The organism is Rhodococcus sp. D-46 (assembly GCF_011290655.1).
Lineage (GTDB): Bacteria > Actinomycetota > Actinomycetes > Mycobacteriales > Mycobacteriaceae > Rhodococcus_F > Rhodococcus_F qingshengii.
Genome location: NZ_JAANTF010000001.1, coordinates 598,682 through 625,608, shown reverse-complemented (window position 1 = coordinate 625,608; position 26,927 = coordinate 598,682). Strand labels below are relative to the sequence as shown.

Annotated in this window: 24 protein-coding genes and 1 pseudogene; 16 read left to right on the top strand and 9 right to left on the bottom strand. The window is 62.6% G+C overall.

Annotated elements, in window-relative coordinates; translation table 11 throughout:
- Nucleotides 1–3 precede the first annotated feature (3 nt).
- The 7 genes and pseudogenes from G9U53_RS33420 to G9U53_RS02990 all read left to right on the top strand — a co-directional run.
- Nucleotides 4–777, top strand: a pseudogene (locus G9U53_RS33420) (DUF3100 domain-containing protein); the annotation flags it as partial.
- 655 nt (nt 778–1,432) lie between these two features.
- Nucleotides 1,433–2,647: an amidohydrolase gene (locus G9U53_RS03015; RefSeq protein ID WP_165638311.1), complete on the top strand. Its 1,215-nt coding sequence runs from the start codon at nt 1,433–1,435 to the stop codon at nt 2,645–2,647.
- Entirely contained in the window at nt 2,644–4,002 is a 1,359-nt protein-coding gene (locus tag G9U53_RS03010; protein ID WP_165638310.1) for an L-serine ammonia-lyase, read from the top strand. Before G9U53_RS03015 ends, G9U53_RS03010 begins: the two co-directional genes overlap by 4 nt.
- Before the next feature lie 126 nt (nt 4,003–4,128).
- On the top strand, nt 4,129–5,034 hold the full coding sequence (locus G9U53_RS03005; RefSeq protein ID WP_207623864.1) for a hypothetical protein: 906 nt from the start codon (nt 4,129–4,131) through the stop codon (nt 5,032–5,034).
- A gap of 126 nt (nt 5,035–5,160) precedes the next feature.
- Nucleotides 5,161–6,306, top strand: a complete 1,146-nt coding sequence (locus tag G9U53_RS03000; RefSeq protein WP_165638308.1) for a serine hydrolase domain-containing protein — start codon at nt 5,161–5,163, stop codon at nt 6,304–6,306.
- 306 nt (nt 6,307–6,612) lie between these two features.
- A complete protein-coding gene (locus tag G9U53_RS02995; RefSeq protein ID WP_064688877.1) occupies nt 6,613–7,299 on the top strand; it encodes a TetR/AcrR family transcriptional regulator C-terminal domain-containing protein in 687 nt (228 codons plus the stop codon).
- A gap of 9 nt (nt 7,300–7,308) precedes the next feature.
- Nucleotides 7,309–8,436, top strand: a complete 1,128-nt coding sequence (locus tag G9U53_RS02990) for an NAD(P)/FAD-dependent oxidoreductase (RefSeq protein ID WP_165638307.1) — start codon at nt 7,309–7,311, stop codon at nt 8,434–8,436.
- Nucleotides 8,437–8,456: 20 nt separating this feature from the next.
- Here the strand turns inward: G9U53_RS02990 and G9U53_RS02985 are convergent, their stop codons facing one another.
- Both G9U53_RS02985 and G9U53_RS02980 read right to left on the bottom strand, forming a co-directional pair.
- Nucleotides 8,457–9,053 carry a methyltransferase domain-containing protein gene (locus G9U53_RS02985; RefSeq protein ID WP_165638306.1) on the bottom strand — a complete coding sequence of 199 codons (597 nt, stop codon included), beginning with the start codon at nt 9,051–9,053 and terminating at the stop codon, nt 8,457–8,459.
- Nucleotides 9,054–9,058: 5 nt separating this feature from the next.
- The gene (locus G9U53_RS02980; RefSeq protein ID WP_165638305.1) at nt 9,059–9,802 is read right to left on the bottom strand and encodes a GntR family transcriptional regulator; all 744 of its coding nucleotides are present in this window, start codon (nt 9,800–9,802) and stop codon (nt 9,059–9,061) included.
- Nucleotides 9,803–9,898: 96 nt separating this feature from the next.
- On the opposite strand from G9U53_RS02980, the gene G9U53_RS02975 reads away from it, so the two are divergent.
- Genes G9U53_RS02975 through G9U53_RS02950 form a run of 6 tightly spaced genes read left to right on the top strand, consistent with a single transcriptional unit; the run spans nt 9,899 to nt 15,641 of the window.
- The gene (locus G9U53_RS02975) at nt 9,899–11,026 is read left to right on the top strand and encodes a TIGR03364 family FAD-dependent oxidoreductase (RefSeq protein ID WP_007734899.1); all 1,128 of its coding nucleotides are present in this window, start codon (nt 9,899–9,901) and stop codon (nt 11,024–11,026) included.
- Between the two features lie 25 nt (nt 11,027–11,051).
- Nucleotides 11,052–11,729: a phosphonatase-like hydrolase gene (locus tag G9U53_RS02970; protein WP_058038635.1), complete on the top strand. Its 678-nt coding sequence runs from the start codon at nt 11,052–11,054 to the stop codon at nt 11,727–11,729.
- Between the two features lie 25 nt (nt 11,730–11,754).
- A complete protein-coding gene (locus G9U53_RS02965) occupies nt 11,755–12,804 on the top strand; it encodes a 2-aminoethylphosphonate ABC transporter substrate-binding protein (protein ID WP_165638304.1) in 1,050 nt (349 codons plus the stop codon).
- 2 nt (nt 12,805–12,806) lie between these two features.
- A complete protein-coding gene (locus G9U53_RS02960; RefSeq protein WP_058038634.1) occupies nt 12,807–13,982 on the top strand; it encodes an ABC transporter ATP-binding protein in 1,176 nt (391 codons plus the stop codon).
- Entirely contained in the window at nt 13,979–14,881 is a 903-nt protein-coding gene (locus G9U53_RS02955; protein WP_042450795.1) for a 2-aminoethylphosphonate ABC transporter permease subunit, read from the top strand. The genes G9U53_RS02960 and G9U53_RS02955 overlap by 4 nt, the downstream gene beginning before the upstream one ends.
- On the top strand, nt 14,856–15,641 hold the full coding sequence (locus tag G9U53_RS02950) for an ABC transporter permease subunit (RefSeq protein ID WP_058038633.1): 786 nt from the start codon (nt 14,856–14,858) through the stop codon (nt 15,639–15,641). The genes G9U53_RS02955 and G9U53_RS02950 overlap by 26 nt, the downstream gene beginning before the upstream one ends.
- A gap of 55 nt (nt 15,642–15,696) precedes the next feature.
- On the opposite strand, the gene G9U53_RS02945 is transcribed toward G9U53_RS02950, so the two are convergent.
- Complete coding sequence (locus tag G9U53_RS02945) at nt 15,697–17,319, bottom strand: AMP-binding protein (protein ID WP_042450797.1); 1,623 nt, start codon at nt 17,317–17,319, stop codon at nt 15,697–15,699.
- A 178-nt stretch (nt 17,320–17,497) separates the two neighbouring features.
- On the opposite strand from G9U53_RS02945, the gene G9U53_RS02940 reads away from it, so the two are divergent.
- On the top strand, nt 17,498–18,307 hold the full coding sequence (locus G9U53_RS02940; RefSeq protein ID WP_058038632.1) for a LuxR C-terminal-related transcriptional regulator: 810 nt from the start codon (nt 17,498–17,500) through the stop codon (nt 18,305–18,307).
- A 4-nt stretch (nt 18,308–18,311) separates the two neighbouring features.
- Here the strand turns inward: G9U53_RS02940 and G9U53_RS02935 are convergent, their stop codons facing one another.
- From G9U53_RS02935 to dxr, 5 genes are all read right to left on the bottom strand, one after another.
- The gene (locus tag G9U53_RS02935) at nt 18,312–20,126 is read right to left on the bottom strand and encodes a penicillin-binding transpeptidase domain-containing protein (RefSeq protein ID WP_042450801.1); all 1,815 of its coding nucleotides are present in this window, start codon (nt 20,124–20,126) and stop codon (nt 18,312–18,314) included.
- Between the two features lie 69 nt (nt 20,127–20,195).
- A complete protein-coding gene (locus G9U53_RS02930) occupies nt 20,196–21,032 on the bottom strand; it encodes a GNAT family N-acetyltransferase (RefSeq protein ID WP_003942692.1) in 837 nt (278 codons plus the stop codon).
- Between the two features lie 111 nt (nt 21,033–21,143).
- A complete protein-coding gene (ispG, locus tag G9U53_RS02925; RefSeq protein ID WP_007734888.1) occupies nt 21,144–22,301 on the bottom strand; it encodes a flavodoxin-dependent (E)-4-hydroxy-3-methylbut-2-enyl-diphosphate synthase in 1,158 nt (385 codons plus the stop codon).
- 87 nt (nt 22,302–22,388) lie between these two features.
- Nucleotides 22,389–23,606, bottom strand: coding sequence for a site-2 protease family protein (locus G9U53_RS02920; protein ID WP_007734886.1), 1,218 nt, complete (start codon nt 23,604–23,606; stop codon nt 22,389–22,391).
- 7 nt (nt 23,607–23,613) lie between these two features.
- Entirely contained in the window at nt 23,614–24,771 is a 1,158-nt protein-coding gene (gene dxr, locus G9U53_RS02915; RefSeq protein ID WP_003942815.1) for a 1-deoxy-D-xylulose-5-phosphate reductoisomerase, read from the bottom strand.
- A gap of 120 nt (nt 24,772–24,891) precedes the next feature.
- Between dxr and G9U53_RS02910 the strand changes: the two genes are divergently transcribed.
- A complete protein-coding gene (locus G9U53_RS02910; RefSeq protein WP_003942762.1) occupies nt 24,892–25,161 on the top strand; it encodes a DUF2631 domain-containing protein in 270 nt (89 codons plus the stop codon).
- A gap of 78 nt (nt 25,162–25,239) precedes the next feature.
- On the opposite strand, the gene rlmN is transcribed toward G9U53_RS02910, so the two are convergent.
- Nucleotides 25,240–26,349, bottom strand: a complete 1,110-nt coding sequence (gene rlmN / locus G9U53_RS02905) for a 23S rRNA (adenine(2503)-C(2))-methyltransferase RlmN (RefSeq protein ID WP_003942816.1) — start codon at nt 26,347–26,349, stop codon at nt 25,240–25,242.
- A 102-nt stretch (nt 26,350–26,451) separates the two neighbouring features.
- Here rlmN and G9U53_RS02900 point away from each other — a divergent pair, with 102 nt between their 5' ends.
- Nucleotides 26,452–26,862, top strand: a complete 411-nt coding sequence (locus tag G9U53_RS02900; RefSeq protein ID WP_207623860.1) for a lipopolysaccharide assembly protein LapA domain-containing protein — start codon at nt 26,452–26,454, stop codon at nt 26,860–26,862.
- Nucleotides 26,863–26,927 lie beyond the last annotated feature (65 nt).

Here is a 26,927-nt window from a genome sequence, read left to right as displayed (position 1 = left end):
GACATGACCGAAGCATTCCCTGTCTCGCATGACGATTCCCCAGTCAGCGATCAAAACGCGACGCAAAAAGTCGTTTTCGCCATGCAGACGCCACGCCTGTGGATCGTGGTGACTTTGCTCCTCGGGCTTGCGGCAGGCGCGCAACTGATCGGCCCCGCAGTGATTCCCGTCGGCGCTGCCGCCATCACGATCCTGCCCATGGTGTGGGGACTGATTGCCGGCGGTGTCGTCTCGAGCCAGAAGTGGAAACCACTCGGCCTCGACCTTCAGGCTGCGGCCTCGGCAATCATGGGCCTGGCTGTTCTCTTGCTTTGTGCAAGGTTGTCTTTCACCATCGGCCCGAACATCCAATTGTTGTTCGAGGCGGGCCCCGCACTGCTACTGCAGGAATTGGGGCACTTGTTCGGCACTATCGCTCTCGCACTCCCGCTGGCGGTACTCCTTCGGATGGGGCCGGCCACCGTCGGAGCAACCTTCTCCATCGACCGCGAGGGTTCCTTCGCGATGGTCAGCGAACGCTACGGCCCCGATTCCGACCAGTACCGTGGAGTCCTGTCGATGTACGTCTTCGGCACTCTGTTCGGTGCCGTGCTGATCAGCCTGATTGCGTCACTGGCTACATCCTTCAACATCTTCGACCCCCTCGCGTTGGCGATGGGTGCCGGCGTCGGATCCGGCTCGATGATGGCTGCCGCTGCCGCCAGCGTCGTTTCGGCGCACCCCGAGATGGCCGACCAGGTACTCGCCGTGGCGGCCACATCCAACATCATCACCGGCCTCCTCGGCGTGTATGTCGGCATGTATGTCGCACTCCCCCTTGCTGATCGAATCTACGGCGCACTCACCAAGCGCTCGAAGACGACCAGCGAACGGAAAGCCGACACTGCCCCACGAGCGGTTGCGCCGAGCGCCACCGTGCCGCTGACCACGATCGTTCCGATTCTGTTCGTCGGTGGGGTCATCGTCTCCTCGATCGCAGCGGGTGGCGTATCTCGATCGATCATCGTCGGTTACTTGATCCTCACCGGATTGTTGCTCCTGGGCGTCGGCGTGGCCCGCCTGACCCGCGGCAAGATCGCGGCGATGATCGCAATCATCACCATCGGCGCCTTGGCGACAACACCGTGGTCCCCCATCGGTGATTTCGTCTCGAGCACCGTCGGGAGTGTCGACTTTCTCTCGATCTGCACCCTCACCTTGACTGTCGCAGGTCTCAGCCTCGGCAAGGACCTTCCCTTGCTCAAGACGATCGGCTGGAAGATCGTGCCCGTCGGAATCGTCGCGATCCTCGCCTCTTACCTACTTTCCGTGGTCGTCGCGGAGGTTCGCGCTGGGCCTCTGGCACTAGAACTGCACCCGAAGACGCTGAGAACCGAAGACACCGCGATCCGAAGACACAGAGAACCAAAGATGTTGAAAGGAAACAATACCCATGTCCATCGCAGACACCCGCACCCGCACAGACTCGGTTTCGAGCACGATCGAGAAGTGGGCATCACGCCTCATCGACGTCAGCCACACCATCCATGCTCACCCAGAATTGGCATTCGAAGAGCATCATGCGTCGGCCCTCTTGGCGGACGCCGCGCAGGAAGCCGGCTTCACGGTTACTCGCGCCGCCTACGGCCTCGAGACGGCATTCGAAGCGGTGCGGGGCTCCGGCCATTTCCGCGTCGTCGTCTGCGCCGAGTACGACGCCCTTCCCGACATCGGTCATGCGTGTGGACACAATGTCATCGCCGCTGCCGGACTGGGAGCAGCGATCGCGCTCGGAGAGGTCGCGGAGGAACACGGCCTGACCGTCGTCCTTCTCGGTACGCCGGCCGAAGAACATGGCGGCGGGAAAGTCTTGCTGCTCGAACGTGGCGCATGGGAGGGCGCGGCGATGTCGATCATGGTCCACGGCGCTGCAGGTGAAGACGTCAGCTGCACCGTCACCGGAACGCAGGCAGTCGACCGGTTCGACGTGACCTACACCGGAAGAGCCGCACACGCGGCCGCTGCGCCACACAAGGGCATCAACGCAGGTGACGCCGCCACGATCGCCTTGGTCGCCATCGGACTTCTCCGTCAACAACTTCCTTCCGACGTCAGGCTCAACGCCTATGTCGAGCACGGCGGCGAAGCAACAAACATCATTCCGGCCTCGACATTGGTGCGAGCGGAAGTTCGGGCCGCAGAACTCGACGTGCTGTTGGACGCCAAGCGTCGTATGCTCGCCTGCTTCGAGGGCGCAGCTGTGGCCAGCGACTGCTCCTGGTCGACTGAACGCGCCGAACCGCGCTACGAGGAGCTTGTTCAACATCGCGTGCTGGCGACGATCTGGGACGAGGAGATCGCGAGCCTGGGCCGCACCGCGGCCGCCCGAACTCCCCTGACCGGCGGCTCGACAGACATGGGCAACGTGTCGAAGGTGGTTCCCTCGATCCACCCGATGATCGCGTTACGCGGCGTTACCGGAGTTCCTCACACGATCGAGTTTGCCGCTGATGCCCGCTCCGCAGCGGGCGACGAAGCTGTTCTGCACGGAGCAATTGCAATGGCACGCACTGTGATCCGAGCCGCCACCGGGGACTCGCGCTCCAACCTACTGACGATTGCGGCCCAGCGCGAGTCAGGAGCGACTACCGTCACGAGCGCCGAATGAGCACCACCGGCGTCTATGTTTCCGCGCTCGAATTCTTCTCCATCGGCATCGGGCCCTCCAGTTCACACACGGTCGGTCCGATGCGAGCCGCCCGCACTTTTGTCGGCGAGCTCTCCGACGCCGGCTTGACCGCGTCGGTCGACCGAATTCGCTGCAATCTGCACGGCTCTCTCGCCGCCACCGGAATAGGGCACTGCACTCCCGACGCGGTGATCGCGGGACTTCGTGGGATGGATCCTGAAACGTGCGAGCCGAACGACGTTCACGGGCGTTGGGCCGAGCTCTCGGACGGCGGATCGGTGAAGCTCGTCGGCGGCTCACTCGGGCACGTTGTGTTCACTCACGAGGACATGGTGTTCGAGCCGCTAGTTCGCCGTCACGGGCACCCCAACTCGATGACACTGACCGCCTTCAGCGGTCGCGAAATCGTCTGTACGAGTACATATCTGTCGATCGGTGGCGGATTCGTACTGCGTGCCGGAACGGAGACGCAAGCAAGCGCGCATTCGATCAACTCACGCTATCGAACCGCGAAAGAGCTACTGGCGGAATGCGGCTCCGGAACTATCGCCGAACTGGCACTGTCGGACGAAATCGCGATACACGGCCAGGATCGGGCATTCACCGGCATCGACGCGATCTGGTCCGCGATGCGCGACTGCATCGAACGCGGCACCCAGACCGAAGGTGTATTGCCCGGGCGTCTCGGAGTTCGCCGAAGAGCACGGTCTGCGAACATTCAACTGGAACAACGTAACTGCGCACCCTCCTCACGCGAGTGGCTGACCGTCTACGCCATGGCGGTCAACGAAGAAAATGCAGCAGGTGGCCGCGTGGTAACGGCTCCGACGAACGGTGCCGCAGGCATCGTGCCGGCAGTGCTATACCACCACATACGTGCGGCGGGCGCCGGTGTTCACGACGTTCGAACCTTTCTCCTCACCGCTGCCGCAATCGGATCGATCATCAAGGCGAATGCCTCGATCTCGGGCGCGGAGGCGGGGTGCCAAGGCGAGGTCGGAGCTGCCTGCGCGATGGCGGCAGCCGGCTTGTGCGCTGTCATGGGCGGATCGCCACGACAAATCGAGAATGCCGCTGAGATTGCCATGGAACACCATCTGGGGCTGACCTGCGATCCGGTTGGTGGCCTGGTCCAAATCCCATGCATCGAACGAAATGCCGTAGCCGCCTCGACTGCAGTCACCGCAGCTCAGCTCGCATACCTCGGCGACGGGACGCATGTGGTGAGCCTCGATACCGTCATCGAAACCATGCGCCAAACCGGAAACGACATGTCCGTGCGTTACAAGGAAACCAGTGAAGGCGGGCTCGCCGTCAATGTCGTCGAGTGCTGAGGAGGATGTCGACGGCAGCGGCGAGGGCGGGCGGACGCCGTCGCCGGAAATATCATCCTCTCGAACGATGAAGTCCGGTGTACCGATTTCTACACTCGGTGACATGACTTTGTGGACGGTGACCAGATGATCGCTCATCACGCTGGAGGAATCCCACTGCACAATTCTTCACGGCACAACACTGCGGGGCCGTCGCGCTCGACGCAGTCCTCAGGTCGCAAGATCGCCGCGTTGATCGCGCTGGTCGCCGGTTTCTCCGCTGCCTTCGTTCTCGCCCCGGGCATGCTGACGAGTAGGCCGGGTGATGGGTACGCAGACCAGGGAGAACTCGTCGAGACGGTCCGCGCCGCGTTCGTCGAATACTGGAGTTCCGGTGTCCAAGCCTTCTCGCCGAGCTTGGAGTCCGCTGTCGACTACTGGCTGCGGTACCACGTGGCCAAGGCCGTGATCGCGGTAATCCTGCTGACGGTTCTGCTCGCACTCGGCCGGATGCTCAAGGCGTCGTTCGTGAACGCCGGCCCCCTGACGGCTGGAAAGAAGCTCGCATTCGTCTCGGCGGGAGGGCTGGTCACGCTCCTCGCGATGTTTTCCTCGGTACTCGTGATGGCAAATATCCAAGGTGTCGTTGCACCCTTCTCTTCGCTGATCTCGATGTTGCCCGTGGCCCAGGCGGATGGGGCACCTGGCGACACTGTCGGGCAGGTCCGCCAACAGCTCGCTCAGTCGACGGGCACCGGAAACCAGCAAAGCCCTGTCCTCGAACTGATAATCAGCGACTTCGCGCGGTATCACTTGGCCATGGCGGTGATCGCGCTGATCGCGGCAGCAATATCACTGGCCGTGACTGTGGTCGTGTGGGCACGCTTCGCGAGAACGGCGCGATCCGAGCGACGGACGAGATTCGTGTCGGGGTCGATCGGTCTTCTCGCTGCACTGTTCACGCTGGGATTGATCGTTGTCGGCGTAGCAAATATGGGCACCGCGGCAGACCCGGCACCCGCGCTGGCGGCGTTCTTCGACGGCGGACTCTGACCCAAGTCAAGGGTTCAGGCCAGGGTTCCGTAGTCCCCCGGTACCGGTTGAGGAGGTACCTGGGGACTGCGTCTGCCGTACCCGGGGTCGATGTGTGAGTGCCCTCGGGCAGGCAGAGTTCGACTCATGAAAACCGGAGCAAGACGCATCCTGCTTGTCGGCCTGTGCAGCGCCATGGTTGGAGCTGTAATCAGCTGCAGCACGGACAAATCCACAGACACATCCGACAAGATCATGGACTCGACCATCACCGACCAGCTCGATTCGATCGTCGACGCAGCGGTGAATTCGACCGGGATTCCCGGTGCGATGGTGGGCATTTGGGGGCCCGACGGCAACTACGTCAAGGTTGCAGGAGTCTCGGATACGGCAACCAAAGCGCCGATGGAAACCGACTTCTACCACCGGATCGGTAGCGTCACCAAAACATTTACCGTGACCGCCCTGCTGCAATTGGTCGACGAGGGAAAGATCGGTCTCGATGATCCGATCTCCAAGTACGTCGACGGCGTCATGGAAGGCGATGCGATCAGCCTGCGCCAGCTGGCGGGGATGCGCAGCGGCCTCGTGGCCTACACGACGTCCGAACAGTTTGTCATGGATGTTCTTTCCGACCCTCGCCGATCATTCACATCCGAAGAGCTCTTCGGATACGTCAAGGACCTCCCACTCCAAATTCGACCAGGAACCACTGTCGACTACTCGAATACCAACACCCTTCTGCTCGGCATGGTCATCGAGAAGGTCACCGGCTCAACACTGTCGGACGTCATCGACACCAAGATCACCACACCACTCGGAATGGAGCACACCAGCTTTCCCACCACCAACGCGTTCCCGAACCCCCACGCACAGGGATACACCAACCAAACACTCGACGAATCCGTGACCGCAGCAACGGACTGGAACCCGTCGTGGGGAGGCGCCGCGGGCGCAATGATCTCGTCGTTGGACGACCTGCGCATCTGGGTTCCGGCCTTGGCCAAGGGCGATCTCCTCGCCGACGACACTCAGAAGCAGCGCCTGCACACCGAGCCCCTGGGCGAAGGGGACGACAACTCCGGGTACGGACTCGGATTGTTCAACAGCGGCGGCTGGATCGGTCACAACGGAAGCCTGCCCGGCTACAAGACAGTCTCGGTCTACTTGCCCGAGAAGGACACAACCCTGGTCGTCTTCATCAACACCGACATCGACGGAGAGACCGACCTGACCAGTGCTTTGATGGTGCCGATCACCAAGTTGATCAGCCCGGGCAACGTCTACGGCTGATCACCTCGGGTCCGATCCACAATTCGGACGAAAGTGACATCTCGGGTTTCGATCTGTCGATAGGCTCGACCGTCGACAGATCGAAACCCGAAAGAGGCACTCATGGGATCGTTGAACGACTGGCTTCTCGACAGCGATAGCCCGCTCGTGGGCATAGTCGGCGGCATCCTGCTGACGATCGCAATGCTCTCCGGCGGTACAGGCATGTAACCCACCGCTCCCGATATGGCTCCGCACAGCGGTGGACGTTCAGTGCGTGATCCAACGAACATGTTCGTTACGAACATGTTCGTGTACGGTAAAAACATGCCCAACCAGCCAGCAAGTCCATCGAGCCGACGCAATCGTCCGGCCAAACCCGCTCTGACACGCGAGGGCATCGTCAGTACCGCGGTGGAAATCTTGCGATCGGAGGGGTTGCAGAAGTTGACCATGCGTCGACTCGCCCTCGAACTCGACACCGGGCCGGCATCGATGTACGTGTACGTGCGCAATACCGCCGAATTGCACGCCGCCGTTCTGGACACACTTCTCGGAGTGGTTGACCTCGCCGAAAATTCCTCCGGCACTTGGCAAGCTCGCCTTGAACGGGTGTTGACCTCGTACACGGCCGTGCTGTTCGATCATCCCGGTCTCGCCCAGTCGGCACTCGTTTCCCGACCCAGCGGAGTTCACTACGTACGCCTGCTCGAGCGCCTGCTGGCATTGCTCGACGAAGGCGAAGTCCCTCCAGGTCAAGCCGCGTGGGGCGTGGACTTGCTACTGCAGTACGCGACGTCCACTGCTGCCGAACACTCGGCGCCGAACAATTCCGCCGACGCGGATGCCCGATGGAGCGCGTTGACCGACGCAATCCAGAACGCAAACCCGCAGACGCACCCACTCGTCGCAAGACATGCAACAGCTCTACTTGCCGGTGAACCCTCGGCGCGCCTCTCCTGGGGATTCCGCACGCTCATCACCGGCATCGAGAACACCCCACTCACTTCTTAGGAACCCACCATGAACCACTACCCCATCGCAATCATCGGCGCCGGCCTCGGCGGCCTCACCCTCGCCCGAGTCCTCCATCTCCGCGGAATCGATTCGGCGGTATTCGATCTCGAATCCGGACCGACAGCCAGAACTCAAGGCGGGATGCTCGACATCCACGAAGACTCGGGTCAGATCGCGCTTCGTGCCGCCGGCCTCTATGAGGAGTTCCGCGCCCTCGTTCATCAAGGCGGGGAAGAGACACGCGTCCTCGATCGAAATGCCGTCGTGCACCTGAGCGAGCAGGACACCGGAGACGGCGACCGCCCGGAAATCGACCGCGGCCAGCTCCGTGACCTACTGCTCAGCTCAATTCCGAAGGAAACAATCCACTGGGGAGCCAAGGTCCGCAGTGCTCATCCGTTGCCGGATGGTCGACACGAAGTTCACCTCGCGGATGGAACCCACTTCACCACCGATCTCCTGGTCGGCGCCGACGGTGCGTGGTCGAAAATCCGTCCATTGGTTTCAAACGACACTCCTGCGTACACCGGAATATCATTCGTGGAGTTCGACCTTCACGACGCCGACAACCAGCACGTGGATGCCGCTGAAACCGTCGGCGGCGGAATGATGTTCGCACTCAGTGCCGACAAGGGCTTCCTTGCCCACCGTGAGACCGACAACAGTCTGCACATCTATGCCGCCCTGCGAGTTCCCGAGAGCTGGGCAGCGAGTGTCGACTTCTCCGACGATCACATCGCGAAGAAGGTTCTGCTGGAACACTTCTCGGACTGGGACGAGTCACTGCGTTCACTGATCGTCGAAGCCGACAGCTCGCTGACCCCTCGCCCCATCCATGCCCTTCCCATCGGCCACAGTTGGAGCCGTACTCCCGGGGTCACTCTGCTCGGGGACGCGGCACACGTCATGTCGCCGTTTGCCGGAGAGGGTGCGAACCTGGCAATGCTCGACGGCGCGGAACTCGGCCAGGCGATCGCGTCGCACAGCAGCACGGAGGAAGGGCTAGCTGTCTACGAAGAGCGCCTATTCCCACGCAGCGCCGCGGAGGCACAACAGTCCGCTGATGGACTGGACATGTGCTTCGGCGAGAACGCACCCCAGGGGCTCGTGGACATGTTCACCTCACACGCGTGACCGGAGCCGTTGCCTGATTGTCAGTTCGCCCGTGCAATGACATGCAACCAATCGGCAGTGGGACCGACCACGGCGTCGATTGACAAAGTTTCCCACCCGCTTCTGCCGAGCACCTGACGAAGTTGGTCCTCCTGCCAAAATGTGAAGTGGCGCGGCAACCCCAATTTCGCTTTGCTCCAACTGGTTCCGTCGCCCCTCTTGACCGTGAACGCGAAAATTCCCTCTGCCCCGACTACACCTCGCGACTTTCTCGCGACGAATTCGAACTCGTCGCGTCGCAAATGAAGCAGGACTGCATTTGCCACCACGGCATCGTACGTTCCGTTGAACTGCCCAGTTCGCATGTCGAGAACCTCAGCTGTAAAACCCTCTGCCCTCATCATTTCCACGAAGGCGAGTGCGCCGTCAGTGCGCGCCACCGATACTCCGAGAGATTCGAGGTACTCGGCATCACGGCCGGGACCACTGCCGAGTTCCAGAATCGTCCCTCCGTCCACCAGCTTGGCGATCCGGGCGAGGTACCGGACCATCGCCTCCCCCATGACATACGGTCTAGCTGCATACAGATTCGCACCGGCCTCATAACTCGCGAGTGTGATGTCGCCTGCGTCGTCCACGGCCATCACTCCCGCAACGTCGTCAAGAAGGCAATGCGGTCGCCGCGGTAGAGCGAGCGAACCCGCTCGATCGGCACACCGTCCGGATCGACGGAGGTCCGGTGCAATAGAAGCATCGGCATCGAGGTGGTGGACTCGACGAGGGTTGCCTCCCGCGGTGAAGCGAGCACCGTCTCGATCCGTTCGGTTGCGGAGGCAAAGACCACGCCGATGGAACGGATAGCCGCGTACAGCGACGTCGTCGCATCGAAAGCGTCGAGCATCTCACCGAACCTGCTGTCCGGCAGGAACGTTGATTCGAGTCCGATCTTCTCTCCGTCGGCGAAGAGAACACGCTCGAGGTGAACGACGCTGTCACCTGGTTCGATACCCAATTCCGTGGCGAGACCGTCGTCGGCCGACATTCGTTCGAAGGTCACAACCTTACGACTGGGTACTCGCCCAGCGCTCAGAGCACCTTCGGTATAGGAACGAATCGATAGCGGCTGAACCAACTTCGGACTCGCGACGACAGTGCCCCGCCCCCGCCGCTCGATTCGCCCTTCGACAAGAAGATCACGAAGCGCTTGACGGACCGTCTCGCGAGCGACTGTGAACCGCGCCGCCAATTCCCGCTCGGACGGGACTGCGTCGCCCTCCTCGAGCCCACTGAGAATGGTCTCGATCTCGGTGTGCACCCGGTAGTACTTCAACTCCGGTTCGATCACGACGCTCGAGGTCCCCGGCCCGGTGGACGTCTGCTGATTCATGGCGCAAGCGTACAAGAATTCGGTCTATACCAATTGTTAACCTGGAGTTCGTCTCGATTCCCCCTATTGGTCTAGACCAAACGTCACTATCTCTACATGCGAATTTTGATTGTGGGCGGAGGGATCCTCGGAACGGCGCACGCCGACGAGGCAATCCGTCGGGGACACGACGTCATCCATCTCGAACGTGAGCCCGAAGCCCGCGGTGCCACGGTACGGAACTTCGGCCTCGTCTGGGTATCCGGGCGAGCCCCGCACGAACTCGAAGCTGCGCTGCGCTCGCGCGAACTGTGGGCAGACCTTGCCGCCCGTGTCCCCGGCGTCGGATACCGCCCAGCCGGCTCCATCACCCTCATGCGCACCGAGGAGGAGGTCGCGGTCGCGCAGGAAGCGTTCTCTCGGCCGGACGCCGACAACCGAGGGTTCGCGCTTCTGGATCCCGACGCCGTTCGCGTCGTCAACCCCGCGCTCCGGGGCAAGTTTCTCGGCGGACTGCACTGCACGCTGGACGCCGCTGTCGAGTCACGGCAAGCGCTCCCCGCCATCCGTTCTTACCTCGAATCCACCGGCCGTTACACCTTCCACGCCGGAACGGAAGCCCGCGAGATCACGACGACCACCTCCGGCGCACACATCCGCGACGACCACGGTCGCAGCTTCGACGCCGATCTCGTGATCGTCTGCCCCGGAGCAACACTCGGCGGATTGGCTCGCGATCTCGCCGGCGATCTCCCGTTGCGCCGTGTGCGCCTGCAGATGATGCAGAGCGCCCCACTCGGCGAAAAGCTCACCACCGCAATCGCTGACGGTGACAGCTTCCGCTACTACCCGGGTTTCGCCGGATCTGCCCTCGATCACCTCCGTACAGTACAGCCGCAGGAACCGACTGCCGAGGAGCACCGCATGCAACTCCTGTGCGTGCAGCGCTTGCACGGCGGGCTGACCATCGGCGATACCCACGAATACGAAGAACCCTTCGACTTCGATGTCGACGAGGCGCCCTATCGCCATCTGTCCGGAGTCGTGGAAACACTTCTGGGACGCGATCTTCCGCCAATCGTCAAGCGTTGGGCGGGCGTCTACAGCCAGTGCATCGACCCCTCACAACTTGTTCACCGCGCACAAGCTGCCGACAACGTCTGGGTGGTTGCCGGCCCCGGTGGCCGCGGTATGACGCTCGGCCCGGCACTGGCGGAACAAACCGCCGACCAGCTCGGTCTCTGAATCTCTCCGACAAGAAAGACTTCTCATGTCTCCGATCACCCTTGCCGTTCTCGACATGGCCGGCACCACCGTCGCCGACGACGGACTGGTTCTTCGCGCCTTCGCTGCCGCCGCTGAAGCCGGCGGACTGCCCGCCGAAGGCCCGGAAGCCGACGCCGCTCGCCAGTACGTCCTCGACACGATGGGCCAGTCGAAGATCGTCGTGTTCCGGGCGATCTTCGGTGACGAAGACCGCGCCCAGGCCGCGAACGCCGCCTTCGAAACCACGTACGACTCCCTCATCGACCAGGGCCTGGCCGAGCCGATCCCCGGCGCCGAGCAAGCCATCACCACTTTGCGCGAGGCCGGCATCAAAGTTGCCTTGACCACCGGGTTCAGCCGATCGACGCAGGACAAACTCCTCGTCGCGCTCGGCTGGGAAACCCTCGCCGATCTCACCCTCTCCCCCGCCGAGGCCGGTCGCGGTCGACCGCACCCGGACCTGATTCTGGCTGCCCTGCTCAAACTTTCGATCGACGACGTCCACCAGATCGCCGTACTCGGCGACACGTCCAACGACGTGCTCAGCGGCATTCGTTCCGGCGCATCCATCGTCGCCGGAACTCTGACCGGCGCACACGACGAGCAACAGCTTCGCGACGCCGGAGCCACCCACATCGTCCCGTCCGTGACGGAGTTCGCCGAACTCCTCACCCACTCCTGATCTCACCTCCGAAAAAGGAATCGTCATGCGTCTACGCCCGAGCATCGCTGCGGCCGCTCTCGCCGTGTCCGTCCTTTCGTTCACCACTGCCTGCGGTGGCACCGGCACTGCTGCCGGATCAGACACCGAGACCGTCACCGTATACAGCGCCGACGGCCTGTCCGGTTGGTACAAGGGAAGATTCGACGCCTTCACCGCGCAGACCGGTATCGCCGTCAACCTCGTGGAAGCCGGATCCGGCGAGGTCGTCTCCCGCGTCGAAAAGGAGCAGTCCAACCCACAGGCAGACGTGATCATCACGCTGCCCCCGTTCATCCAGAAGGCCGACGCCCAAGGTCTGCTCGAGCCCAGCGGAATCGACACCTCCGCCGTTCCTGCCGACGAGAAGGACGACGCCGGCAAGTACGTACCCGTCGTCGAGAATTACCTCTCGTTCATCGCCAATCCGACTGCATCACCCGCCCCACAATCTTGGGACGATCTGCTCACTGACCAGTTCAAGGGCAAGTTGCAGTACTCCACGCCCGGCCAGGCCGGCGACGGTACCGCGGTGCTCTTGCTGCTCCAGCACCTGATGGGTAAGGAAGGAGCACTCGACTACCTCGGAAAGCTCCAGGCCAACAACGTCGGACCCTCGTCTTCCACCGGAAAGCTCCAGCCCAAGGTCAGTAACGGAGAGCTGCTGGTCGCCAACGGTGACGTCCAGATGAACCTCGCCTCCATCGCCGACGACGGATCGAAGTTCGACATCTTCTTCCCCGCTGGAGCCGACGGCACTCGCACCACCATTGCACTGCCCTACGTGATGGGCCTCGCCAAGAGCGCACCGAGCAGCGAACAAGCCAAGAAGTTGATGGAGTTCCTGCTCTCCGAAGAATCGCAGAAGACCGTCGCCACCGATGCACTCGGCGTATCAGTCCGCGAGGACGTCCGAAGCGCTGCCGGAGAATCCACCGACAAGAACACGCCTTCCGGAGTTCTGCAGGGCGTGAATGTGTGGACCCCGGACTGGAACGACGTCCTCAGCTCGCTCGACGCCGACATCGCCGCTTACCAGAAAGCCACCGGGAGCTGATCATGGCAAGAACCAGACTGGGGCGGACGCTCCCCGAGACCGTCGGTGTTCACGGAGCGATCGAACATTCTGCTCCGGCCATCACCTTCGATCGCGTCAACGTCGCCTACGGCCGCGGGAAGACCGCAACCCATGCACTCGTCGATTTCAATCTACGAGTGGCGCCGGGTGAAACTGTGGCACTGCTGGGGCCCAGTGGATCCGGCAAGTCGACCGCTCTGAAGGCCCTCGCGGGATTTGTCCGCCCCACGTCCGGTTCCGTCAAGCTCGGCACCCGAGACATCACCAATCTGCCTCCCGCACAACGCGGTATCGGCGTCGTCGTTCAGTCGTACGCTCTCTTCCCGCACATGCGAGTATCCGAAAACGTAGCCTTCGGACTCCGAGCCCATCGCGTGCCGCGGTCGGAGATCGGCCCTCGCGTGGCCGAAGCCCTCGACATGGTCGGGATGTCGGCGTACGGAAAGCGGCTTCCCCGTGAACTTTCCGGCGGTCAACAGCAGCGAATCGCCATTGCCCGAGCGTTGGCAATTCGCCCTGGAGTACTCCTCCTCGACGAACCACTGGCCGCCCTGGATGCTCAACTTCGCGAGAGCATGCTCGGCGAACTGGCGAGACTGCGCGCAGCACTACCTGACACAGCCATGCTCTATGTGACGCACGATCAGAGTGAAGCCCTGGCGCTGGCAGACCGAATCGCAGTGATGCGCAACGCCACACTCGCGGACATCGACACCGCTGAGGCCTTGTGGAAACGTCCGCCGTCCAGCTTCACCGCGGCGTTCCTCGGGGGTGCCAACCTGCTGCCCTGCACCGTCACACGCGTCATCGGCACCTCCGCGCTGGTCTCGATCGGTGGCACGCCGTTCACTGCTCACGCCCCGCAGCCCGAGATCGGGCACATCGAATGGGAGTCCGACATGGACGCCTACCTGTGTGTTCGTCCACACGCGGTAGCCGTAACCGGCCTCGGCGCACGAGGATCATTCCCGGCGCGCATCGTCTCGAGCGTCTGGCGCGGTTCCACGACGCGTCTGACGCTGGCTGTACGTGGCCTCGACGATGTCCGCGTCGACGCGGATGTTCCAGGGCACGACGAACGACCGGTCGACACCGAAGTGGGCGTCGTCCTGCCCACGGACGGCAGTGTCCTGGTTCCGGCGGATCGCCACCCATGACGACAACCCTGGAACGCCCCGAAACCGCTGCGCCCCAGCACAAAGACCCGATCGCGTGGCGCCGGATCGGCTGGACGCTGCCACCACTGCTTCTTGTCCTCGTGTTTGCTGTCTATCCCACTGCGCGTGTCCTCACGGAATCTCTGAGCACCGCAGATGGCACCGGGTTGTCCACGTGGTCTTCGGTGCTCGGTTCGGAACTGTTCAGAACCGCGCTCTGGCGGACCATCCAAATCGCCGTGGCGTCGACCCTGGGTTGCCTGATCCTGGGAACCTTCCTCGCCTTGGTGCTGGCCTTCGTTCCGTTCGCCGGATCCAAGGTGGTGGGGCGATTGATCGACACGGTGCTCGCCCTGCCGTCTTTCCTGATCACGCTGGCGTTCACGTTCCTGTACGGGACAGCCGGCGCCGTCAACGCCTTGATCGTCCGCATCACCGGCGATGCGAGCGGCCCACTGAATTTCCTCAACACTCCGTTCGGTGTGATCGCGGCCGAAATCACTTTCTTCACACCCTTTGTCGTGCGTCCGCTATTGGCAGCGTTCACCCAGATTCCGCGTGAACAACTCGACGTGGCAGCCAGTCTCGGCGCGTCACCCGTCCGAGTTCTGCGGCAGGTGGTGATGCCGGAAGCGTGGCCGGCCCTCCTGGCCGGTGGATCGCTCGTACTTCTGATGACACTGAATGAATTCGGCATCGTGCTCTTCACCGGGGCTAAAGACGTCGTAACTCTTCCGGTCCTCATCTACACCCGCGGGATTGTCACCTTCGACTTGCCCGGCGCGGCAGTGATCGCGACGGTCCAGGTCGCACTCTCACTCGGCCTGTACTGCCTCTACCGATTCACCTTCAACAGATTGATGGGAGGCAGCCGTGCTGCTGTGGACACGAAGCTCTAGGGCCCTCGTACTCGGATTCTTCACCCTGGTCGTCGCGGTGGTTTTCGTCGCGCCCATCGCCACCGTCGTCGCGGCTGCCTTGGCCGGATCGTGGACCGGTCCACTCCCGTCGAATCTCGGCGGCAAGAACTTCTCCACGGCGCTGTCCGATGAGCACTTCGCCAGCCTGATCGTCAGTTTGCAGACTGCATTCATCGCGGGGGCATTGGCATTGATCGTCGGAACGTGGGCCGCGCTGGCCTCGCGTGAGGCACCGATGTGGCTGCGGCGCATCACCGATGCCGTATTCCATTTACCGATTGCGGTTCCGTCGGTCTCGATCGGCTTGGGTCTGCTCATCACTTTCAACGAGCGCCCGCTACTGCTCGGCGGCACCAAGTGGATCGTGATTCTCGCTCACACGGTTTTGGTGCTTGCCTTTGCCTTCAGTTCCGTATCGGCCGCGCTCGAACGGCTCGATCCCGCCTACCGTCAAGCTGCCGAATCACTCGGCGCCGGCCCGGTGCGGGTGCTGACACGGGTAACGCTACCGCTGCTGCTCCCAGCGTTGGGTGCGGCCGCCGGGCTTTCCATCGCACTGTCGATGGGTGAGCTGGGCGCAACGGTCATGGTCTACCCGGCGACATGGAAGACCTTGCCGGTCAGCATCTTCGGACTCACCGACCGTGGCCAGGTATTTCTTGCCGCAGCAAATACGACACTGCTGCTCGCAGTCACCCTGGTCGCCCTCATGGTGGTCGGCAGAATTCGTCGGCGCTGACCTTGCTGTGCGCCTTTATTAACCGCCGGGGGTTAATAAAGGCGCACAGCAGGGTTTATCCCTTCCTCAAGATGTACCGCTGAACCTTGCCACTCGGGGTCTTGGGCAGGTTCGGAACAAAGTGCACTGTGCGCGGGTATGCGTGCGCTGCAAACTTCTTCTTCACCAGGGTTTGCAGTTCCTTCTCGAGTTCGTCGTCACCGTCGACACCTTCGCGAAGAACGACGAACGCCTCGAGAACCTCACCACGCAACTCGTCGGGCATGCCCACCACGGCGGCCTCGATGACGTGCTCGTGCATGACCAGCACGCTCTCGACGTCGAAGGGACCGATGCGGTAGCCCGCCATGATGATGACGTCGTCGTCGCGCGAGGAGAAGAAGAAGAATCCGTCCTCGTCCGTCATTCCCGCATCACCGGTGATGTACCAGCGGCCGTCTTCGCTGAATCGCTGCTTCGTCTTCTCCGGCGCATCGACGTACCCGGTGAACCACATCAACGGGCTGTTGTGAGTATCGATCGCCACGCGGCCCTGAGTGCGGGCCGGTGCAATGTCATCCGAATTGTCTTCCAGCACAGCGGCAGACCAACCCGGCAACGGACGACCCATGGATCCGGGACGGACATCGTCGCGAAGTCCGTCGGCCCAGGCGTTGACGATGAACATGCCGTGCTCGGTCTGGCCGTAGTGATCACGGACCTCGACGCCCAACGAGTTCTTCGACCACGCAACAACATCCGGAGTCAAGGGCTCACCGGCCGAGGAAGCGCGGCGCAGCGAGATGCCTTCCGGAACCGGCGCCTTGTCGGCACGCAGACTGCGGTAGACGGTCGGAGCGGCGGCAAAATTGGTGACACCGAACTTCTCGATGATCTGCCACGTCAGCGGCGCGGAGAATCCGGCGTGCAGCAGAAGGCTTCGCGTGCCGGCGGCAAGCGGGCCGAGCAACGCGTAGTACAGCCCGTACGCCCAGCCCGGGTCTGCGGCGTTCCAGAACACGTCGTCCTCTCGGACGTCGAGGCCGAACTCCTGGTAGGCGTGGAACGACGCGAGCGCACGCACCGGTACCGGCACGCCCTTGGGTGTTCCCGTGGTGCCACTGGTGAACAACTGCACCATCGGTGCATTTCCGCCGACGGCCTGAGCAGCGCCCTTCGCGTCTTCGGCATCCTGAGCTGCGACAAGTGCGTCGAAGTCCAACTCGTCACCGGCCGCGCCGCCCGCGACGATGACCTGCCACGCTGCGTCGGCGGGGATGTCCTCTCCCGGCGCGAGCTTCTCGAGCTGATTGGCGTCGGAAATGACGACCTTCGCACCGCTGGCCGTCAAGCGGAATGCGATGGCGGGCGAGGCGAATGCCGTGAACAACGGCACGTGGACCGCGCCGCGGCGCCAGATCCCGAGGAGCGCGACCACGAGATCCGCTGACTTGCCCATGAGAGTCGCTACGTTGTCACCCGGCTCGACTCCGAGGTCCGCCAGAGCTGCTGCGAAACGCGCCGACTGCTCACGTAGATGACCGTACGTGAGGTCCACCGAGCTAAGGTCTGCCTCGACGACGGTGAATGCAACGCCATCCGCGGGATGCCGATCGCAGAGCAATTCTGCGGCGCTGGCATGCGGGGTGTCGTACTGGTCCAGCAGCTCGCGCACCCGTGCGGTGGGATCGGTGCTCATCAACTTGCTCCTTATCGATCGTCGTATGGTTGGCCCGACCGGTTACGTTGGCGGCTCGTCATACGTACTGTTCACCCCCTATGATCTAGCTCACAAGAGAACTTCACTACCCCCAGAAAGGGGTACCTGCGTGAACCGACATGCTTCGTCACTTCTGCGCCCCCGCGACGGGGACGCAATGCGAGGTGAACTCCGCACAATCGCAGCTCAGGGCGTTGTTCCCGTGCTGTTCGGAGGCGAGGTCCAGGACGGAACCCTGCACCTGAGCGAATTCGTCGGCACCCGCACCAACAACCTCAAGGGCTTGGCCATCCCGCCGCGCTCGGGCATGGGCGGACGCGTCGTAGCCCAGGGTTCACCGATCACCGTCAACGATTACGGCAATTCGCAGTCCATCACTCATCACTTCGACCGTCCTGTTCTCAGCGAGGGCCTGCATTCGATCATCGCCGTTCCGGTCATGGTTTCGGGAAAATCGCGCGCTGTGCTCTACGCCGCGATCCGCGATTCCGCTCCGTTGGGTGACCGCACAGCAGACGTCATGGTCGGCGCATCCCGGCGTCTCGGGATGGAGTTCGCCATCCGCGACGAAGTCGATCGTCGCCTGCAACTACTGCAGGCCGCCGCCGCGACTACCGCCGACGGTATGTCTTCGGAAGAGATCCGCGGAGTCCACGCCGAACTACGCAGTGTCGCCCAGACCGTCACCGACACCGACTTGCAGACCAAACTCCGCGGACTCTCCCAGCGTTTGGCCAACCTGCTGCGTCCTACCGCCGACGCCGAATCCGAAGTCACGCTCACCCCGCGTGAAGTGGACGTTCTCTCTCAGGTCGCACTCGGCTGCACCAACATCGAAGCCGGCCAACGGCTTTCCCTTCGCCCGGAAACAGTCAAGAGCTATCTGCGAAGCGCGATGGGAAAGCTGGACGCGAGCTCACGCCACGAAGCCGTGGTGACCGCCCGGAGGTTGGGACTGCTCCCCTGACGGGTCAGTAGCCTTCAGGCAGGGCGGTGAGCATGTCGCGGGTGACTGCGACGGCGTTGTCCGAACTTCCGCCCCGCACAACCAGAGTCGCGAAGGCCAGGTTCCCGCGATAGCCGACGAACCACGCGTGCGATCCCCCTTCGACCTCGGCTTCACCGGTCTTGCCGTACACCTCACCCTGATCTTCGACGCGTTCTGCAGTACCGCTGGTGACCACGAGTCGCATCATGCCGCGCAGGCCGTCGACCATGGCGGGCGAGATCGCCGGGCGCTCACCGTCGATGGTGGTTTCGCGCCCTGAAATCAGTTGCGGCACCGGAGTCGAACCGTTCGCGACCGTCGCCGCTGCCATCGCCATTCCGAACGGACTGACCACGACCTTTCCCTGACCGAACCCGTCTTCGGTCCGCTGCACCAGGTCCGACGCCGGCGGCACCGAACCGGAATCGATCGGCAATCCCACCACGTTGTAGTCCTGGCCGATGCCGAACTGCGCTGCGGCAGTGGTCAACGTGTCTGGTTGCATCTCGCTGGCCAGCTTGGCGAAGGACGTGTTGCACGAACGCGCGAAGGCCGTTGCCATCGGCACCGTGCCGAGTGAGAACTCGTTGTAGTTGGGGACGCTGCGCTCACCGATCTCGATCCGGCCCGGGCAGGGCACCATCGTGTCGGGGGTCGCCTGACCGGTCGAAATTGCGGCGCCTGCCGTGATGATCTTGAACGTCGAACCGGGCGGGTACTGACCCATCGTCGCGACCGGTCCGTCGCGGTCTGCTGCCTTGTTCTGTGCGACAGCCAGGATCGCCCCACTCGACGGTTCGATGACTACCATCATCGCCTGATCCTTGTTCACGTTCACGGCACGCTGAGCAGCGATCTGAATGTTGCGATCCAAACTGATACTGAACGACGGAACAGGTTGCGGCGCAGTCTCGGTCAGCACATCGGTGTCGACGCCGTTCTGGTTGACCGTGACGACACTCCAGCCGGCTTTGCCGTCGACCTCGTCGATGATCGTCTTCTTGATCTGCCCGAGAAGGTCCGGCGCGAACTCCGGGTCCGTCGAGACGAGATCCGATTCGTCCGAGACAGATACTCCCGAGATGGCTCCCAGTTGCGCCGATACCTGGTCGTAGTCGTCACTGCGCAGGCGGGTCACCAGATAGTCGCCCTTGACGGCCGTCGAGGATTCGGCGATCGATTGACCCGTCAGCGAAGAATCGAACCGACCGAGAACACTTGCGAGATTGTTTGCGGAACCGATGATGTCGTTGCTCTTGGAGCGATCGAACTTCACTCGGTAGACAATTCCCGGCACCAGGACATCCGTGCCCGAATGCTCGTTGACCCGCGCTCGCGGCGCCGCGGTTGCCCGCAACGACATCGTCTGCTTGTCACCGAGGCGCGGGTGAACGTCCGTCGAACTCCACCGGACGGACCAGTCGCCGTCCTTGCGTCCCATCTGCAGCTCGCCGTCGTACGTCCACACGCGGTCTTTCGGAAGGTGCCACTCGTAGGTGTAGCCGACCGTCGCAGTGTCACCGTTCATCTTCACCGACGTGGTCTCGGCAGTCATCGACTCGGCCTGGAGCGCATCCCAGGTGTCACTCAATACAGGACCCGCGGAGTCAGGCCGGTCCGTCAGTTTTGCTGCCTCGTCGATATCCCTGTCACCGAACGCACTCAGGAACTGCTGCGCGACGGGCTCGGGGCCGGCGGGTTTCGGAGTACACGAACTGATCCCCACCGCCAAGAAAATCACGGTGCAGGAGGCCAACAGTTGGGCCGAGCGACTACGAGAGAAATGCCGAGTGTTCATCGAGCCCCATAGTAGGGCGACAAATGCTCCACCCAGCGTAGGCGCGACCATTGCACGCAGCTTGTACGGTCAGTCGAGCAGCACCGTCGAGAAGGTCGCGACCTGTCGGAACCCCACCCGCGAATAGGTCGACCGCGCAATCGTATTGAAGCTGTTGACGTACAGGCTCGCAATGCGACCGGTCGCCATGATCGACTCCGCTACAGCCGCTGTACCGGTCACGCCGAAGCCCTGCCCACGAAATTCCGGGTTGACCCACACACCCTGGATCTGGCCACAGCGAGCAGACATCGAACCGACCTCCGCCTTGAAAACGACCTGGCCGTCCTCGATGTGCGCCCACGCTCGACCAGCGGCGATCAGGCTAGCGACACGGTGCCGGTATCCGCGCCCACCGTCGTTGGCACGCGGGTCGACTCCGACCTCTTCGATGAACATCGCGATCGCGGCAGGCAGATAGATCTCGAGTTCGTCCGAGCGAACCTGCCGGACCAGTGGATCCGACGGGCACGCCAGCGGCTCGGAAACCGCGAGCAACGGCTGTTCGGGGCGAACCTCCCGCGCAGTTCCCCAGTCGAGCTCGAGCATCTCCCACAGCGGCAACGCCAATTCGGCGCGGCCGACCACCGACGAGCACATGCGCGGAATCCGACAGGCACGGTCGGCGAATGCCCGAATGTCATCCGGATCGCCTCGAAGCGGAACCAGGTTCGCCCCGGCAAAGCACAGTGAGGACAACGGCCCCCCTCGACTCCACAGCTCGCCGTGAATCATTCGTGGGTCGACGCCGCATTCTTCGACGCGCGCGGCAATCATGCAGGCCGCCACCGGATCGGCGTCGAGTACCCGTCGGACGTCTTCGAGATCTCGACTTCCGACCTGCTTGGCTCCGAGGAGTTTGAGCATCCGTCAACCCCCTCGACTCGACTGCGCGTCCACGAATATCACTACCCGATCATGATGCACTCAGATTGCCACGAACCTGACACCGACGGGGAAGATTCATCCGGCAATCACTCAACTCACGGTGACGACCGGCGCACCCTCCGAGGCGTCACCCTCCATGCTTTCGGCAATTTTCATCGCCTCTTCGATCAACGTCTCGACGATCTGTGCCTCGGGCACCGTCTTGATGACCTTGCCCTTGACGAAGATCTGGCCCTTGCCGTTGCCGGACGCCACACCGAGGTCGGCCTCACGCGCTTCGCCCGGTCCGTTCACAACGCAACCCATGACTGCCACGCGCAGCGGGATCTCCATGCCTTCGAGGCCGGCAGAGACCTCGTCGGCAAGGGTGTAGACATCGACCTGTGCACGGCCACACGAGGGGCAAGAGACGATCTCGAGCTTGCGGGGACGCAGGTTCAGAGACTGCAGAATCTGGTTACCGACCTTGATTTCCTCGGCCGGCGGGGCCGAGAGCGAAACCCGGATCGTGTCGCCGATACCCTCCGCGAGCAGCGCACCGAAGGCGACCGCGGACTTTATCGTGCCCTGAAACGCCGGCCCTGCCTCCGTGACGCCGAGGTGCAACGGGTAATCGCATTTGGCGGCGAGTTGGCGGTAAGCCTCGACCATGATCACCGGATCGTTGTGCTTGACGGAGATCTTGATGTCACCGAAGCCGTGCTCTTCGAACAACCCGGCCTCCCACAGCGCGGACTCGACCAACGCTTCGGGCGTCGCCTTGCCGTACTTCTCCATCAACCGAGGATCGAGCGATCCCGCGTTGACACCGATACGGATCGGAATGCCTGCGTCACCGGCAGCCTTGGCCACCTCTTTGACACGGCCGTCGAATTCCTTGATGTTGCCCGGATTGACGCGCACCGCAGCGCATCCCGCATCGATTGCCGCGAAGATGTAGCGCGGCTGGAAGTGGATGTCGGCGATAACCGGGATCTGGCTCTTCTTCGCAATGATCGACAAAGCGTCCGCGTCTTCCTGACGCGGGCAGGCGACACGAACGATGTCGCAACCGGACGCGGTCAGTTCCGCGATCTGCTGCAGCGTTGCATTGACGTCGTGCGTCTTCGTGGTGCACATGGACTGCACCGAGATGGGGAAATCGCTGCCCACACCTACCGTGCCGACCTGCAGCTGCCGTGTCTTGCGTCGAGGAGCAAGAATCGCTGCGGGTGCCGAGGGCATTCCCAGTCCGATAGGGATGGTCACGTCTGTGCCTTCTTTCATAGCTTCACTGCAAGTTTAGCCGGGCGATCGCCGCACTACCGCGCGGCAACCGTCACCCTTCTCACACGGTCAGAAGATCTTGATCGGATTGACGATGTCAGCCGTGAGTGTCAGCAACATGAACGCGCCACCGATCACGATGAATACGTAAGTAATCGGAAGGAGTCTGGTGTAGTCGACCGGGCCGCCGGGAATCAAGCCTCGGCGGGCGCGGAACCAATCACGGATCTTCTCGTAGAAGACCACCGCGATGTGACCGCCGTCGAGCGGCAACAGCGGCAGAATGTTGAAAACACCGAGGAAGAAGTTGATCGATGCGAGCAGTCCGACGAACGTCGCCCACTGTGCACGGTCCGCCGCTTCACCGCCGATCACGCTGGCACCAACCACGCTGATCGGTGTGTCCTGGGCGCGTTCGCCGCCCGTGATCGACTCCCACAGAGCCCCCACCTTCGACGGAATGTCAGCCAACGCCTTTACCGAGTCGACCATGATCTGGCCGGTGAAGTCGAAGGCCGCCGGAACAGCAGTGAGCGCGTTGTACTCGATCAGATTGCTGACACCCTCAATTCCGACAGCGCCTACCTTTGCCAGTTCCGGCGTTGTGCTGCCGTCTTTGGCTACGTAACGCTCAACCGGCGATACGTCGACCGGAACTTGAACAGTCTCGTCGCCGCGCTCGACTGTGAGCGTGACTGTCCCGGACTTGTCGCGGATCGCCGCGGAAACCTTGGCGAAAGTGTCCGTCGGTTGACCGTCCACCGCGACGATCCGATCGCCGGCAGCAATTCCGGCTGCCTCCGCCGGGCCGGTACCGGTGCAATCCGCGAGTTTCCACCCCTGATCCTGTCCGAGCTGCGTCGGAGCAACACACGTCACGCCCTTGACAACAGGCGGTGCCGGCTCCGTACTGGTTCGACCCCAACCGAGGAGCAATGCGTAGATCAGGAGGAACCCGAGAATGAAGTTCATCGCGATACCGCCGGACATGACGACGACGCGCTTCCACGCCGCCTTCTTGTACATCGCGTGCGGCTCTTCTTCAGGCGTCATCTCGTCGAGGGCCGTCATGCCCGCGATGTCGCAGAATCCGCCCAGCGGCAGCGCCTTGAGGCCGTACTCGGTCTCACCTCGACGGAACGAGAAGATTTTCGGTCCGAAGCCGATGTAGTAGCGGCGAACCTTCATTCCCAAAGCCTTGGCCGTCCACATGTGACCGGCTTCGTGCAGGGCGATGGACACGCCGATGCCGAGGGCAAACAGCACTACGCCCAGTGCAAAAACCATGAAAGCTCTAGCCCTCCTGCTTCACGAGCTGACGCGCTCGTGTGCGTGCCCAGCCGTCTGCGGCCAGAACGTCGTCCACGGTAACCGGTTCTGCGGACCATTGACCTGCATCGTCGAGAACAGCAGCCACCGTGCGGACGATCGCCGGGAAGGAAATGACACCGTCGAGGAATGCCTGAGCCGCCACTTCGTTGGCCGCGTTGTAGATCGCGGTGAAGCAACCTCCGGATTTGCCTGCGCTTCGCGCCAGATCGACGGCGGGGAACACCGACGAATCGAGCGGCTCGAATTCCCAGGTGGAGGCGGTGGTGAAGTCGCATGCCGACGCCGCACCTTCGATGCGGTCCGGCCAGCCGAGAGCGAGAGCGATCGGGAGCTTCATGTCCGGTGGACTCGCCTGTGCCAGCGTCGATCCGTCGAAGAAGGTCACCATGGAATGCACGATCGACTGCGGATGCACGGTGACGTCGATGCGGTCGTAGTCGATCCCGAACAGCAGGTTCGTCTCGATCAACTCGAGGCCCTTGTTGACCAGAGTTGCCGAGTTGAGGGTGTTCATGGGGCCCATCGACCAGGTGGGGTGCGCACCTGCCTGAGCCGGATTCACACTTTCGAGATCCTCGGCGCTCCAGCCACGGAACGGCCCACCCGAAGCGGTGAGAACCAACCGGGCCACTTCGTCGCCTGTTCCACCACGTAGGCACTGGGCAAGCGCCGAATGCTCCGAGTCGACCGGCACGATCTGACCGGGGGCGGCGGCTTTCGTCACCAGAGCTCCGCCGGCGACAAGCGATTCCTTGTTCGCCAGCGCCAGGCGCGCTCCCGAGTTCAAAGCCGCCAGTGTCGGTTCGAGTCCCAACGAACCGACGAGCGCATTGAGGACAACATCGGCACCGCTGTCCCGAACCAGTTCTGTCACGGCGCTCGGTCCCGAACGGGCGGTTACCGATTCCAGCGCCGATGCCGCTGCAGGATCGGCGACGGCGACGTCCGTGACGCCGGTTGCACGAATCTGTTCGGCCAACAACTCGACGTTGTTGCCGCCCGCTGCAAGACCGACTACTTCGAAACGGTCGGGGTTGGCAGCGATGACCTCCAGCGCTTGGGTACCGATCGAACCGGTACTGCCGAGGAGGAGGACGCGGGTACGTGTGGTTTCCTGCACTCGCCCATTGTTCCTGATAACACCTGAGAACAACCTTATCGACGCCCAACTACGTACGACAGGCAGTCGTATGTCACCATATTGGGCAGTAGTGCAACCGAATGAGCAGGAGGATCGACCGTGGCCGATACCCAGTTGGACGTCAAGTCCAGCGCCCCCGTCGTGGTCTCGCACGTCGATGAGGCCGAGGTTCCCTCTGCCGCATGGGGGTGGAGTGGTGAAGGACTCAAGTTTTTCCGTTTCCTCGGATGGTTCTTCGCAATATTCCTGCTTCTGATGATGATCGGAAACCATCACGGCAAGGTCGAGGATCTGTGGCTCATCGGCACCGCCGGATTGATGATCTTCATTCTGGTCCGCGACATCGTCATCCGTCGCCGCCCGCGCTAGAAACCTGACAAAGAGAAGGCCTCCACGAACGAAAGTTCGTGGAGGCCTTCTCTTTACGTGTTTCAGGCCTGGAACGCTTCAGTTCTCGGCTGCCAGCTGGCCACAGGCTGCGGCGATTTCCTGACCGCGCGTATCGCGCACCGTGCACGAGACGCCCTGGGCGATGACCCGACGCACGAACTCACGCTCGACGTCCTTGGGGCTCGCGTCCCACTCGCTGCCCGGAGTCGGGTTGAGCGGAATCAGGTTGACGTGCACCAACCCGCCAAGTGCTTTCTTCAGCTTCTTGCCCAGCATGTCCGCGCGCCACGGCTGATCGTTGACGTTCTTGATCATCGCGTACTCGATGGACACACGGCGACCGGTCTTGTCTGCGTAGTACCGGGCAGCCTGAAGTACCTCCGAAACTGACCAGCGATTGTTGACCGGGACAAGAGTGTCGCGCAGTTCGTCGTCCGGTGTGTGCAGCGATACCGCCAGCGTGACGCTCAGGCCTTCGTCAGCGAGCTTGCGGATAGCGGGAGCTAGGCCGACGGTCGAGACCGTGACGGACCGCTGAGACAGGCCGAGGCCGTCGGGTGCAGGCGAGGTGATCCGTCGTACCGCTGCCACCACGCGCTTGTAGTTCGCCAAAGGCTCGCCCATACCCATGAACACGACGTTCGAGAGGCGTCCGGGGCCGCCGGCAACTTCACCGTCGCGCATGGCAGCCGCTGCCTCGCGAACCTGATCGACGATCTCGGCGGTCGAGAGGTTGCGGTCGAGGCCGCCCTGACCCGTCGCACAGAACGGGCAGGCCATTCCGCAGCCTGCCTGACTCGAGATGCAAAGTGTTGCCCGGTCGGGATAGCGCATCAAGACGCTTTCGAGGAGCGTTCCGTCATGTGCCTTCCACAGGGTCTTGCGAGTGTCGCCCGAATCGCACGCGAGGTGCTTGATCGGGGTCAACAAGGTCGGGAACAGCGACTCCCCAACCTTCTCGCGCACCGATGCGGGGAGATCGGTCATCTTCTCCGGATCGGCTTCCAGCCGCGCGTAGTACTGACGCGCCAGCTGATCGGCCCGGAAAGCCGGAAGGCCGAGCTCTTTCACCGCTTCTTTGCGCTCGGCGGAATCGAGATCGGCGAGGTGCCGTGGAGGCATTCCGCGCTTGGGTGCAGTGAAAACGAGGGGAAGAGAGGCAGCCATAGTTACACCATTGTCCCATTGTTTTGGGGTGCTACCCCACTGCCACCCGATTGTGGCCGGATTACCCGTGCAACTTCGCGCAGGTTGAGTGATGATCATGTCATGTCAACCACACCAGAGGATCCGTCGAATTCCCCCGTGTACGGCCCAGCCGACGGTTTCGGCCCCGATCCGGAACTTCCGAAGGTGGACGAGAAAAAGGCAGTGGAAAAACACGATCCGGAACCGACACCGACGCCTGAACCGGTGCCGACCGGAACGTCGGTCACCGACCGAACCAGGGCTGCGACGACCTGGGTTGGCCTGGTTATAGGCGCAATTGTGCTGATCTTACTGCTGGTGTTCATCCTGCAGAACCTCGAGAGCGTCTCCGTCAAGATCCTCGCCTGGCAGATCGACTTTCCGCTCGGAATCACGATCCTGCTTTCCGCCATCGCGGGCGCGTTGATCATGGCGTTGGCAGGTGGCGTTCGCATCATTCAGATCCGGCGCGCAGCGAAGCGGCAGATGTGACTGAAATCTAGTTACGCAATTGGGTCGATCGATGGGCCAGCAGGCATCATTGATGTCGTGGAAAT

Coding starts and splice junctions, on each gene's coding strand:
- G9U53_RS03015 (WP_165638311.1), top strand. CDS start 1,433: ATGTCCATCGCAGACACCCGCACCCGCACAGACTCGGTTTCGAGCACG.
- G9U53_RS03010 (WP_165638310.1), top strand. CDS start 2,644: ATGAGCACCACCGGCGTCTATGTTTCCGCGCTCGAATTCTTCTCCATC.
- G9U53_RS03005 (WP_207623864.1), top strand. CDS start 4,129: ATGATCGCTCATCACGCTGGAGGAATCCCACTGCACAATTCTTCACGG.
- G9U53_RS03000 (WP_165638308.1), top strand. CDS start 5,161: ATGAAAACCGGAGCAAGACGCATCCTGCTTGTCGGCCTGTGCAGCGCC.
- G9U53_RS02995 (WP_064688877.1), top strand. CDS start 6,613: ATGCCCAACCAGCCAGCAAGTCCATCGAGCCGACGCAATCGTCCGGCC.
- G9U53_RS02990 (WP_165638307.1), top strand. CDS start 7,309: ATGAACCACTACCCCATCGCAATCATCGGCGCCGGCCTCGGCGGCCTC.
- G9U53_RS02980 (WP_165638305.1), bottom strand. CDS start 9,802: ATGAATCAGCAGACGTCCACCGGGCCGGGGACCTCGAGCGTCGTGATC.
- G9U53_RS02975 (WP_007734899.1), top strand. CDS start 9,899: ATGCGAATTTTGATTGTGGGCGGAGGGATCCTCGGAACGGCGCACGCC.
- G9U53_RS02970 (WP_058038635.1), top strand. CDS start 11,052: ATGTCTCCGATCACCCTTGCCGTTCTCGACATGGCCGGCACCACCGTC.
- G9U53_RS02965 (WP_165638304.1), top strand. CDS start 11,755: ATGCGTCTACGCCCGAGCATCGCTGCGGCCGCTCTCGCCGTGTCCGTC.
- G9U53_RS02960 (WP_058038634.1), top strand. CDS start 12,807: ATGGCAAGAACCAGACTGGGGCGGACGCTCCCCGAGACCGTCGGTGTT.
- G9U53_RS02955 (WP_042450795.1), top strand. CDS start 13,979: ATGACGACAACCCTGGAACGCCCCGAAACCGCTGCGCCCCAGCACAAA.
- G9U53_RS02945 (WP_042450797.1), bottom strand. CDS start 17,319: ATGAGCACCGATCCCACCGCACGGGTGCGCGAGCTGCTGGACCAGTAC.
- G9U53_RS02940 (WP_058038632.1), top strand. CDS start 17,498: ATGCGAGGTGAACTCCGCACAATCGCAGCTCAGGGCGTTGTTCCCGTG.
- G9U53_RS02935 (WP_042450801.1), bottom strand. CDS start 20,126: ATGAACACTCGGCATTTCTCTCGTAGTCGCTCGGCCCAACTGTTGGCC.
- G9U53_RS02930 (WP_003942692.1), bottom strand. CDS start 21,032: ATGCTCAAACTCCTCGGAGCCAAGCAGGTCGGAAGTCGAGATCTCGAA.
- G9U53_RS02920 (WP_007734886.1), bottom strand. CDS start 23,606: ATGGTTTTTGCACTGGGCGTAGTGCTGTTTGCCCTCGGCATCGGCGTG.
- rlmN (WP_003942816.1), bottom strand. CDS start 26,349: ATGGCTGCCTCTCTTCCCCTCGTTTTCACTGCACCCAAGCGCGGAATG.
- G9U53_RS02900 (WP_207623860.1), top strand. CDS start 26,452: ATGTCAACCACACCAGAGGATCCGTCGAATTCCCCCGTGTACGGCCCA.